This is a genomic window from Bacillus pacificus, from assembly GCF_020861345.1.
In the GTDB taxonomy this organism is placed as follows: Bacteria; Bacillota; Bacilli; order Bacillales; family Bacillaceae_G; genus Bacillus_A; species Bacillus_A pacificus.
The window spans coordinates 278,025-290,544 of record NZ_CP086329.1; the positions used below are offsets into that span (position 1 = coordinate 278,025).

The 12,520-nt window shown below is 32.0% G+C and carries 8 protein-coding genes and 1 pseudogene; 4 read left to right on the top strand and 5 right to left on the bottom strand.

The annotated features are described in order from the left end of the window. Positions 1-142 precede the first annotated feature (142 nt). A pseudogene (locus LMD38_RS28305) lies at positions 143-3,066 on the top strand (Tn3 family transposase). A 54-nt stretch (positions 3,067-3,120) separates the two neighbouring features. Here the strand turns inward: LMD38_RS28305 and LMD38_RS28310 are convergent. The 5 genes from LMD38_RS28310 to sunA all read right to left on the bottom strand — a co-directional run bounded on the left by LMD38_RS28310 (position 3,121) and on the right by sunA (position 7,870). After that, positions 3,121-3,495 carry a disulfide bond formation protein B gene (locus LMD38_RS28310; RefSeq protein ID WP_225991074.1) on the bottom strand — a complete coding sequence of 125 codons (375 nt, stop codon included), beginning with the start codon at positions 3,493-3,495 and terminating at the stop codon, positions 3,121-3,123. Positions 3,496-3,524: 29 nt separating this feature from the next. Next, positions 3,525-4,799: a SunS family peptide S-glycosyltransferase gene (locus tag LMD38_RS28315; protein WP_048533119.1), complete on the bottom strand. Its 1,275-nt coding sequence runs from the start codon at positions 4,797-4,799 to the stop codon at positions 3,525-3,527. Positions 4,800-4,817: 18 nt separating this feature from the next. Continuing rightward, positions 4,818-5,231: a thioredoxin family protein gene (locus LMD38_RS28320; protein ID WP_046648572.1), complete on the bottom strand. Its 414-nt coding sequence runs from the start codon at positions 5,229-5,231 to the stop codon at positions 4,818-4,820. Between the two features lie 189 nt (positions 5,232-5,420). After that, positions 5,421-7,535 (bottom strand): peptidase domain-containing ABC transporter, encoded by a 2,115-nt coding sequence (locus LMD38_RS28325; protein WP_052760947.1) that lies wholly within the window; start codon positions 7,533-7,535, stop codon positions 5,421-5,423. Positions 7,536-7,627: 92 nt separating this feature from the next. Then, positions 7,628-7,870 (bottom strand): sublancin family glycopeptide, encoded by a 243-nt coding sequence (sunA, locus tag LMD38_RS28330; RefSeq protein ID WP_046648574.1) that lies wholly within the window; start codon positions 7,868-7,870, stop codon positions 7,628-7,630. 191 nt (positions 7,871-8,061) lie between these two features. Between sunA and LMD38_RS28335 the strand changes: the two genes are divergently transcribed. The 3 genes from LMD38_RS28335 (at position 8,062) to LMD38_RS28345 (ending at position 12,319) form a co-directional block, all read left to right on the top strand. Further along, entirely contained in the window at positions 8,062-8,412 is a 351-nt protein-coding gene (locus tag LMD38_RS28335) for a PH domain-containing protein (protein WP_046648576.1), read from the top strand. A gap of 197 nt (positions 8,413-8,609) precedes the next feature. Further along, on the top strand, positions 8,610-9,176 hold the full coding sequence (locus LMD38_RS28340; protein ID WP_046648578.1) for a recombinase family protein: 567 nt from the start codon (positions 8,610-8,612) through the stop codon (positions 9,174-9,176). A 98-nt stretch (positions 9,177-9,274) separates the two neighbouring features. After that, positions 9,275-12,319 (top strand): Tn3 family transposase, encoded by a 3,045-nt coding sequence (locus tag LMD38_RS28345; protein ID WP_046648580.1) that lies wholly within the window; start codon positions 9,275-9,277, stop codon positions 12,317-12,319. Positions 12,320-12,520: the final 201 nt, after the last annotated feature.

Below are 12,520 nucleotides of genomic sequence, written 5' to 3' on the forward strand. Positions count from 1 at the left end.
CACCTCATTTTTGAGATAAGTCTTATGAGACACTCTTAACTATGATTTTATCAGTCTACTATAATTGTATCAATAGAGTACACTCTATTGATTTATAATTGAACTAATTAACTGAACAATTACAGAAATGAGATGATACTGTATGAAAGTTGCGAGAGGTAGAGAATTGCTTACATCGGAACAGCGACAGGTCCTTATGCAAATTCCTGAAGACGAGTGGGTGCTAGGAACCTACTACACTTTTTCCAAACGGGATTTAGAAATTATCAATAAGCGAAGGAGAGAAGAAAACCGTTTAGGGTTCACCGTTCAATTAGCTGTTCTTCGATATCCCGGTTGGCCATACACTCATATCAAAAACATCCCGGATTCAGTCATACATTATATATCAAAACAAATCGGTGCTAGTCCATCCTCGCTAAAGCTTTATCCTCAAAGAGACAATACACTTTGGGATCATTTGAAAGAAATTCGAATTGAATATAAACTAGTAACTTTTACTCTGAAAGAATATAGAATGACATTTAAGCACCTACATCAATTGGCTTTGGAAAATGGTGATGCCATTCATCTACTACATGAATGCATAGATTTTCTAAGAAAAAACAAAATCATACTGCCTGCTATCACTACACTTGAAAGAATAGTGTGGGAAGCAAGGGCAATGGCTGAAAAGAAGCTATTTAACACGGTTAGTCAATCCCTAACAAATGAACAAAAAGAAAAACTTGAAGATATTATTACCTTGCAGCATTCGTCAGAATCCAATAAAACGATATTGGATTGGTTAAAAGAACCACCGGGACATCCTTCACCCGAAACCTTTTTAAAAGTAATAGAACGACTCGAATACATACGAGGAATGGAATTAGAAACGGTGCAAATTAATCATTTGCACCGCAATCGCCTGTTACAGCTGTCTCGCTTGGGTTCAAGATATGAACCTTATGCATTCCGTGATTTTCAGGAAAATAAACGATATTCAATACTAACCGTCTATTTATTACATCTTAATCAAGATTTGACGGATAAAGCTTTTGAAATTCATGACAGACAAATACTTAGTCTCTTATCAAAAGGTCGTAAGGCTCAAGAGGAAATTCAGAAACTGAACGGTAAAAAGCTGAATGAGAAAGTTATACACTTTACGAACATCGGACAAGCTTTGATCAAAGCAAAACAGGAAAAATTAGACGTTTTTGAGGTTTTAGAATCCGTTATTGAATGGAATTCTTTTGTCTCTTCGGTCGAAGAAGCCCAGGAGCTTGCACGTCCTGCTGACTATGATTATTTAGACTTACTGCAAAAACGATTTTATTCACTAAGAAAATATACGCCAACGCTATTAAGGGTGTTGGAATTTCATTCTACAAAGGCAAATGAGCCACTTTTACAAGCTGTAGAGATTATCCGAGGAATGAACGAATCCGGAAAACGAAAAGTACCTGATGACTCACCTGTGGATTTTATTTCAAAACGTTGGAAAAAGCATTTATACGAGAATGATGGTACAACAATCAATCGTCATTACTATGAAATGGCTGTTTTAACAGAACTTCGGGAGCATGTTCGGGCAGGAGATGTTTCCATTGTTGGCAGCAGACAATATAGAGATTTTGAGGAATATTTGTTTTCCGAATTTACATGGAATCAAACGAAAGAGAATACGAGATTATCAGTTAGTTTATCATTCGAAGATTATATAACGGAGAGAACCAGCAGCCTTAATGAAAGGTTAAAGTGGTTAACTGCCAATTCCAACAAGTTAGATGGAGTTTCTCTTGATAAAGGAAAGCTGTCACTTGCACGCTTAGAAAAAGATGTACCAGAAGAAGCAAAAAAGTTTAGTGCAAGCCTTTATCAGATGCTACCAAGAATAAAATTAACCGATTTACTGATGGATATTGCTTATATAACAGGATTTCATGAGCAATTTACTCATGCTTCCAATAATCGAAAACCGGATAAAGAAGAAACGATTATTATTATGGCTGCCCTTTTAGGAATGGGAATGAATATAGGTGTAAGCAAGATGGCTGAAGCAACACCCGGACTTACATATAAGCAATTAGCCAATGTATCTCAATGGCGCATGTATGAAGATGCAATGAATAAAGCCCAAGCCGTATTAGTAAATTTTCATCACAAATTACAATTGTCTTCCTATTGGGGAGACGGTACAACATCCTCATCAGACGGTATGAGAATGCAGTTAGGTGTTCATCACTACATGCAGATGCAAACCCACATTATGGAACTGGAAAAGGAGCCACCATCTACCGTTTTACTAGTGATCAATTCTCTTCTTACTACACAAAGATTATTCATACTAATTCAAGGGATGCGATTCATGTTTTAGATGGTTTGTTGCACCATGAAACGGATTTAAACATAGAAGAGCATTATACAGACACAGCTGGTTACACAGATCAAATATTCGGACTGACTCATTTATTAGGATTTAAATTTGCCCCAAGAATAAGAGATTTAGCAGACTCAAAATTATTTACAATAGATAAAGCAAGTGAGTATCCAAAATTAGAAGCCATTTTACGTGGACAAATAAATACAAAGGTCATTAAAGAAAATTATGAGGATGTTTTGCGATTAGCTCACTCAATAAGAGAAGGAACAGTTTCAGCATCCCTTATTATGGGGAAACTAGGATCTTATTCAAGACAAAACAGCTTGGCTATAGCCTTACGTGAGATGGGTCGAATAGAAAAAACAATTTTTATTTTGAATTATATATCGGATGAATCATTAAGAAGAAAAATACAAAGGGGATTAAATAAAGGAGAAGCCATGAACGGATTAGCAAGAGCTATTTTCTTCGGAAAACAAGGTGAGCTTAGGGAACGGACTATACAACATCAATTGCAAAGAGCCAGTGCTTTAAACATAATCATCAATGCTATTAGTATTTGGAATACCTTACATCTAACTAAAGCAGTTGAATATCAAAAACAGTCTGGTAGTTTTAATGAAGAATTATTACACCATATGTCGCCTCTAGGTTGGGGTACGGCAACGATTTCTTCTTTTTGGAGCCACTTACAAAACTAAAATAAGAATCTGTACCAAAAAGATTTTTTTGGTACAGATTCTTATGTTGAAATATTAGTTTTTATTATTAATATAAAATGAACATACAAAAATCAATATAAAAGCACCTAAAGACATTTGAGGGATAGTTAAAAATCCCATATATACGGTCTGAATCGATGAGCAATCATTACTTGTAAAACTACAAAAAGTACTTTTTATAGCGAAATACTGTATGATACATTGATACAAAGCAATTATCATACCACAGAACGATAAAACACGAATATAATACTTGATATTATCATCCTTTTTTATCATTGCAATAATAATTAAAAATATTAATGGATACATGAATATTCTTTGATACCAACATAGGTTACAAGGAGTAAAACCCAAAATTTCACTGAAATAAAGACTTCCACAAGTAGCAATAAGAGAAATAAACAAACATAATCTAAGTATTTGAATAACCTCCCTTATATTTTTTTGTTGATATGAGTAGTTATTGTTTTGACTGTACGTAAAAATTTATTTCTAGCCTCTGTTGATTGAAGTTCATCAAATAACGTAAATGCGCCTTCCCAATCATCTATAGAACAATATAACTCTATTAACAATGCCTTAATGTGATCTTTTGATGAATCAATAAAACTATATTTGTTATTTTCGAGTTCACTCAATTTTAGCGCATCTAACAATTTTCCCGTTTTTAATCGAATATCATAAAATAAAATAAGTGACCTATAGTAATTCACATCAGAACAAAGCGGCTGTAGTTCTTCTAATAAATCAAGATATTCATTTAACTTTCGGATTTGTCTCTTTTGAAATAAAATATTACATAATAATAATATTGCTTCAGCTTGATATCTCTTATATGTACTTTGCTTATATAAATCAATTGCTTTTATTAAATTTGTTTCAATTATATGCATGTCTTCATTCGCATAGTGTAATTCTTTAGCATAAAAATATAACCATTTTGGATTAGTGGGTTCATCTTCCATCATTTGTCTTGTTAGTTTTATATTTCTATCATTTTTTTCGGACAGATTAATCACTTCAGGATCATACCCATCATGGCGAATCATGATATCCACTGTAATATTTTGTGGAATACTACCATCAGCATTTATAGGCTCTTCATGAACTTTTCCTTTGAATTGAATCCCTTTTTTTACAGAAAACATTTTTCTATTGTCAGTATATACATGGCCAATATGTTCTTTTATCATCGGACTAATTATACAATCTATAGAAAGAAATTGAATCAATTTGGCTACTCTTTTAAATTTATTCGTACTATCGACGCAATAGTTATCAGCATCTATATAATAAATCCACTCTGAACTTGTTAAACTTATAAGTTTATTTCTGTGAAAGGAAAAATCATCAATCCAAGGCTCATATACAACTTTAACCATTGGAAAATATCGGTTAATGATCTTTGTAGTATTATCTGTTGAATGAGAATCCAATACAAGAATTTCATCAAATTGATTTCCAAGGCTATCTAAACATCTTTTAATACATCTCTCTTCATTATAAGTAAGTATTCCACAAGTAATTGAAGGATACGGTGCCTTTTCATATTGAAAAACTAGTTCATTTAAATTTTGACTGTTGCTTAAACCTACCCAATTAATATAGTTATATTGTTCATTTCCTTGTATTAAACTTAAATCTTTTAATAAAGAAGAATGTGGGTGCGAATGTTCTAATCTAGTTACTAAGTCGTTTAATGTTTCCACTATATAACCCCTTTTAAATTATTTCATATATTTTTGTACAAATGTATTCAGTTCCTCTGTGGAATGGAAGCCCTCCAAGCGATCTAGCTCTTTTCCATCTTTGTAGTATAATAAGGTAGGTGATTTATTAAGTTTATTCTGTTCAAAAAAATCTCCATCCAAATTACTTGGTTCTTCAGCATTCAAAGCAAAAATCTCTGCCTTTTCCTGTTTGATTACTTTATTCATTGATGGCTTCATTTCTTGACATACACCACAAGAAGTTTTATAAACATACATAAAATAAGAGTTTTGAGAACTTATTTTTTGTTTATATTCTTTTAAACTTACATTTTTATAGTCTGGTTTTTCTAAAGTATTTGAATTGATAACGATAAATACAACGGCAGCTGTTAAAACAAGTGTAACTAAAGTGAAAATCCATTTTTTCATCCTTCATCCTCCTTAAAATACTAATTCCTATTAATTTTTATGCATCATTACTGGACATACAATAATGTCTCACTAACAGTCCCCCCTTTATAATTCCAACTTTTAAGGGGAGACTGTAAATAAAAACTTACAGTTATCATATTAAATGAAAATGTGATTTTATTAATGATCACATTTTTACTGGATACTTTATTCAACCACCATAGCACCTTTAAGATTGCTTACTTCTGTTATTTTATTATTATCTAATTTGAATTTCCTATCATACGATATAACATTTTCGGGATTGTGTGTTATGAAGATAAGCATGCAATTTATACTCATTAAATTAGACTGAATTTGCTTAAAGTTATCTATATCTACATTACTTAAAGATTCATCTAAAATAAGTATATTGGGTCTATGTAAAATGGCCCTAGCCATTGCTAACCTTTGTTTCTGGCCTGTAGATAGGTTAGCAGCATTCTCATTCAAATGAAAATCCAATTGATTTGGTAATGAATAAATAAACTCATGAACATTAGCCACTTTACAAGCTTGCATAATTTCTACATCACTAAAATCTTCTCCCATACATAAATTTTCTCTGATTGAATCTTTAAATAAAAATGGGTGTTCATTTAAATAGACAATGTTTTTTCTAATAGTATCTTCACTGATATTATTGATATCTACTCCATTAAGAAAAATTGTATTATTTTCTACTTTGTAAAGTTTAGTTAATGTTTTTGCGAATGTGCTTTTCCCTGTACCACTTTCGCCAATAATCAATATTTTTTCATTTTCATTTAATATAAGGTTCGCTCCCTCAATAATATTTCGGAAAGTGTCAAAACTAAAATTCAGATTTTGTATTTCAATATGTTTGATTTTTGATTCCTGTTCTTGTTGTTTTTCAGGATGAACAGGATATTGTAAAATATCCAAAAAACGATTTCCTGCTACAAAAGCTTTTTGCAATTGTGATTGTAATCCAATAAGTCCTTCTAAGGAACCCATTAAAAACATTAATAAGGAATTAATGAAAAGTAATTCTCCTAAAGTCATAGCATCAGACATAATTTGTTGTGCACCAACCCACAATATTAATACGGTAGAAGAACTTTGGATCATTTTTTTTAGTGCCCCATTGTTATTGGCTGCATACTGCTCTTTTAGAATTGCTTTTAATTGACTTTTAAATACGGTATTAAAGCTATTTAAAAAGTATAGTTTTTTATTTAGTGCATATATTGTAGGCATATTTTTTATAAATTGAACTAGAAATGAATTTGTATTTGCCTTTGTTTCCATTACAGTTCTATTTCGTTTACTTAAAAGGTCATAAAAAAGTACTGTTAAACATATTAGCAATAATAGTGGAATTAGAGTAGTAAGAAATAATGTAGTGTTCACTCGATATAGTACAGAACCAATTCCAATTATAATTATTAAATCTAATATTCCTGATATGACACTTGTGCTCACAATATTTCTAATATAAGATGCATCATTAAAACGAGAGATAATGTCCCCTGATTCTCTATTTTCAAAAAATCGGATGGGTAACTTAACAATATGGTTAAAGTAGTCTTTAGATATATTGTTATCGATATTATTTGCCATTTTAACAATAAATAAGGACCGGAAGTAATCAAAACATATCGATATTATAAATACCCCTAACATAGATAGCCCCCAAACAAATAGGTAATATTCTAAATGTCTAGGAAGTATCTCATCAACAAGGAATTGAATACAAAAAGAACTTGCAACTGAAAGAAATACAAATAATATAGACAAAATAAATACAATACCTAGCTGGAGAATATTTTTCTTCACAAGTTTTTTGACAAAATCTATTTTGGTATTAATTATCTGTGCAGGTTTATGAAATTCCGAACATGGTTCAATCATTAATAAAACCCCTGAAAAAGATTTTGAAAAGTGATCCATTTTAATTGCTGTAATTTGTTTATTTTTTGGGTCACTTATTATAAGCTTCCCTCGTTTCTTCTTGTAAATAACAATATAGTGCCCCTCATTATTTTCATTTACCAAAGCTATACAAGGTGTGCTTATGTTATCAAACACTATATCTAATCTGTTCTTATCTACCTCAACAGGTTTATAAGTTAAAAACTCAAAATTTCTAAGTACAGACAAAAGATCTTTTAAGTTATACCCCTTTTTAACTACTGTGAAATCTGTTAAATAATTGATACCATAGTTATATCCATAAAATTTCAAGATTGAAGATATACAAGCCAATCCACAATCATATTCGCCGTGTTGTTTTGTATGTATATATTTCATATATTTCATATATTTATCGCTTCCTTAGATTGTTGATTTCGTGAAAATAAAGAAAAAATCTCGTTATACAACGAAATTTTTTCTTTATTTTCTGAAGATTATTAACAGTATTTTCTTGCTAATTCACAATTATTTTGAGTTGAACCGCATCCACCATAACCACCAAGCCATTCACTACCTCCTGAATAACACAGTGCTTTAAAGTATGCACATTGAGCAGTTCCGATACCGCTACCGCGACCAGCGCCGCCACCATCATGTTGATGCATATAATTTACTCCATCATGTCCACCTTCAAAAGTCTCTAATTCTTCCAAGTTTAATTCTTTGATTAAGTCTTTCATAATTATTCCTCCATATAAATTGATTTATTGTTGTTACATTTCGAATTATATAACTATAATGAATATTCTTTCAATTGCTTTCTGTAAAAAATATACATAATATGCAAAATTGCATATTATGTATATTCGATTTAAAATTCTATGAATTTTCTGATATAATAATTGATATTAGATAATAAAGGAGTCCTACAATGCAAAATATATTAGACCAAGCCAAGACAATATTATCTTCAGATGAAAAAGTTCTAGATTTTTTACATGGATCTTTAGACGTTTTTGAATTTAGGCATCCTGTACGCCCTGGAGTATTAATTGCTACAAATAAAAGATTATTCTTTTACGGCCCTGATTTAGTTGGTGATGCATGGGTTAATGAATATTTTTATGAAAATATATCAAAGCTGAAGGAGAAAAAGAATTTATTTGGTGTACCTAGTATACTTTTTTGGAATAAAAACGAAAGAGTAGGCATCAAAAATATTCAAAGCAAAAATCTTAATGAATTTGTACAGATAATTAGAGAGAAAATAACCAATGAATAAATAGACTCTACAATTTAATCTTGTCAATAAAAATCCAATTTCTCAAAAATGTAGAAATTGGATTTTTTAATTCCTCTAAATTTTTATGTATCATAACTTTCAAGTTTTGACCCCTAATTTAAGATTCAGTAAAATAAGGGTGTTGACTAGTATCATAACTTATAGTCATAAGTGAAATGAAAAAGAGGTGCATTTTCGTGAAGTATGGTTATGCAAGAGTATCTACTTTGAATCAAGATTTAGAAAACCAAATAGCAACATTAGAGAAAGAAAATTGTGATTTTATTTATTCTGAAAAATATACTGGAACAAAAACAGATCGGCCAGAATTTCAAAAGTTATTGGCCAACTTAAAAGAGGGAGATACTTTAATTGTTACGAAATTGGATCGTTTTGCACGATCGACAGTAGACGGGATTCATACAATTAAGAATCTATTTGAAAAAGGAGTAAAGGTGCATATTTTAAATATGGGCTTAGTTGAAAATACTCCAACTGGAAGACTTATTTTTAACATTATGAGTGCATTTGCAGAATTTGAACGTGATATGATTGTCGAAAGAACGCAAGAGGGAAAAGCACTTGCTAAATTACGGGCGGACTTTAGGGAAGGGCGACCTAAAAAATATCAAAAAAAACAAATCGAACACGCCTTATCTCTTCTCAATCATCATTCTTATAAAGAAGTAGAAGAAAAGACTGGTATTTCGAAAAGTACACTTACAAGAGCTAAGCGACAATTGAAAAAAGAGCAAGATACTTAAATTAAATTATATTTTTAACAGGAAAACATTACGGACTAGAGCAGCTATCCTGTCAGTATGCTGATAAGATGTCATCTAGTTAATAAAGGAGATATGTTATGGTTAGTATGCAAGAAACAGCTTATCCCCGATTAAAGAGTTGTCCAAGTTTTACAGAATTAGAAAAACTTTTTTCACCCAGCTCAAGTGAAATTTCATGGGCAAAACAGAAAGCACGTAACTCGTTTTCGCAATTAGGTCTATTAACAATGCTAAAAACATTCCAATGTCTAAATTATTTTCTTCCAATCAGAGATACTCCACCAGTTATTATTGAACATATTGCGAGAAAAGCAAAGCTTAATCTACCAGAGCGAGAAGAATGGAGTTCTTATCATCGTTCTGGTACAGGAATCCGTCAAATCGCTATGATTCGTGAATATCGTCGAGCTAAAATGTTTAATGACCAAGCTCGTCAAGTCATGTTTAATATTATGAAAACATCTGTATTGGAAAAGGACGAAAAAAGCGATATCATTAATATTGCAATTGATGAGCTAGTCAAACACAGCTATGAGCTTCCTGCTTTTAGTACACTTACAAAAGCTGTAGACCATGTACATGCTGAAGCATATCGTACTTTATATCAATCCATTTCAGATGCATTAACAATTGAAGAAAAACAAAAGATAGATCAATTGTTTCAGAGTAGGGAAGGTTCTACTTATTCTGATTGGAATGTAGTGAAACAAGATCCTGGACGTCCGACTTTATATCAATTAAGACGCTGGATACATCGAAAAAACTGGCTCAACGAACGGTATGTAGGTTCTGATTTTTTTCAACGTCTCCACATTCCGCCTGCAAAAATTGAAAGATTAGCAGCTGAGGCTAAAACATTAGATGCATCTCGAATGAAAGAATTGGAGGCGCATAAAAGATATACATTAGCTGTCTCACTATTATCTGTCCAATTTGCAAGTACTATTGATGATATTGGAGAAATGTATATAAAGAGGATTGCTAGTTCGCATAAAAAGTCTGAAGGTTCCCTTCAAGAATTGAAAAAAAAGAAAGAAAAACAAACTGATAACTTAATTGCGATTCTACATAATACGGTACTTGCATTTCAGTCCGAAGGATCGATAGAGGAAAAGGTGCAAGAATTAGAAAATATAATTGGCGGAACCTCTGGTCAACGTGTATTAGATGATTGTGAAAATCATTTAGCTTATGCTGGAAACAATTACTTTTCATTTATATGGAAGCATTTAAAAAGCAGTAGAGCAGAGTTAATGAAAATATTAGAAACGTTAGAATTTAAATCAACAAACCAAAATAAAGGGTTAGAACAATCCATTTTATTTTTAGTGAAAAATAAAATGAAGAAATCTGAATGGATTCCTATTATGGACTTAACTAATCAAAAAAATAATGAAGCTGATTCACATACAACGTCTGTGGTTGACCTTTCCTGGATACCTGAAAAATGGTGGCGATGGATTCGTCCACATCAGAGAAGGAACGCTCCTCCTGAAAAGATTCATCGGCGCCATTTTGAAGCCTGTGTTTTTTCTCAGATTTGGTTGGAATTAAAGTCTGGAGACTTATATATAGAAGGAAGCGATAAATATGCAGATTATCGAAAACAATTAATTTCTTGGGATGAATATCAAGAAAATGTCGCTACTTTTTGCAATCAAGCAGGACTTCCTACGACTGCTCAAGAGTTTAAAATGCAAGTTTACAACAAACTAGAAAAAAGGGCTAGAAGTGTAGACGTTTCTTTCCCAAAAAACAAAGCTGTCACACTACGTAATGGTGAGCCAGTTATCACAAAACCTAAAAAGAAAAGAGTATCTCCTTTGTTAAAAGCCGTACGAAAACGTATTGATGAAAAATTGGTTCCCATTAATGTATTAGATTTATTAGGAGACACAGAATATTGGTTAAACTGGACTCGTTTTTTCGGCCCGATTTCTGGTCATGATGCAAAGTTAGAAAAGCCACCTGAACGCTATTTGACAACTGCTTTTTGTTATGGATGTAATTTAGGTCCCACCCAAACAGCACGCTCTCTAGGAAGTGTAGATCGAAAACATATATCTTGGATAAATGAAAGACATATTACAGAAGAAAACATTCAAAAAGCCATTGAGTGGATTATTAATGCCTATAATCGATTTAAATTACCTAAATATTGGGGAAATGGAACTAGTGCTTCGGCTGATGGCACAATGTGGGATTTATATGAAAAAAATTTATTATCAGAAAATCATATTCGATATGGAGGATATGGTGGAATTGGTTATTACCATGTCTCCGACACTTATATCGCTTTATTTAGCCACTTCATTCCTTGTGGTGTCTGGGAAGGTGTTTATATTTTGGATCTTCTCATGAAAAATAAATCTGATATTCAACCTGATACTCTCCATGCTGATACCCAAGGACAAAATGCACCTGTTTTTGGGTTAGCTTATTTACTGGGGATTCAACTTATGCCACGTATTCGTAATTGGAAAGATTTAAAGTTCTTGCGACCAAGTAAAGAGTCTACCTATCAACATATTGATGGATTGTTCTCACACTCAATTGATTGGAATTTGATTGGAAATCATTATAAAGATATGTTACGTGTAGTAATGTCGATTAAAATGGGACGAATTCATCCTTCCACGATTTTAAATAAGTTAAATACATATAGTAAAAAGAACAAGTTATATCAAGCTTTTCGAGAGTTAGGTAGTGCCATTCGCACTTTATTTTTGTTAAAGTATCTATCAGATGAAAAATTGAGAAGTACAATTCAAGCAGCCACAAATAAAAGTGAATCTTTTAATGGGTTTTCAAAATGGCTATTCTTTGGTGGTGAAGGAATCATTGCAGAAAATAATCGAGAGCGTCAAAGAAAAATCATTAAATACAATCATCTAATCGCTAATTGCTTAATTTTTTACAATGTATTTCACCTTACACGGATTCTTCATGAATATATACAAGAGGGAAATAAAATTGATGCGGAAGTATTGTCTGATCTGAGTCCGTATTTAACATTTCATGTAAACCGCTTTGGGAAATACCGACTAGATTCTAATCGGCGCCCTCCAAATATTGAATTTGATATACCTGTATCACCGATTCCAATTGAAGGAACTGGTTAATCTAAGCAAGAGCGGGGACAATTTATATAACTTCCCCTCTTGCTTTACGTTTGCGAGTGGCTCCAAAAAGAAGGAATCGTTGCCGTACCCCTAGGTTGGGAACATATTAATCTACTAGGAGAATATCATTTTAATTCGGAGAAAGTGGTCTCGTTAGATTCTTTAAGACCATTAAAACTTTCTTAACGTTGTAAAAATGGG

Excerpts from the sequence above, each read along its gene's own strand:
- sunA (WP_046648574.1), bottom strand. The coding sequence starts at position 7,870 with ATGAAAGACTTAATCAAAGAATTAAACTTGGAAGAATTAGAGACTTTT.
- LMD38_RS28335 (WP_046648576.1), top strand. The coding sequence starts at position 8,062 with ATGCAAAATATATTAGACCAAGCCAAGACAATATTATCTTCAGATGAA.
- LMD38_RS28320 (WP_046648572.1), bottom strand. The coding sequence starts at position 5,231 with ATGAAAAAATGGATTTTCACTTTAGTTACACTTGTTTTAACAGCTGCC.
- LMD38_RS28345 (WP_046648580.1), top strand. The coding sequence starts at position 9,275 with ATGGTTAGTATGCAAGAAACAGCTTATCCCCGATTAAAGAGTTGTCCA.
- LMD38_RS28325 (WP_052760947.1), bottom strand. The coding sequence starts at position 7,535 with ATGAAATATATGAAATATATACATACAAAACAACACGGCGAATATGAT.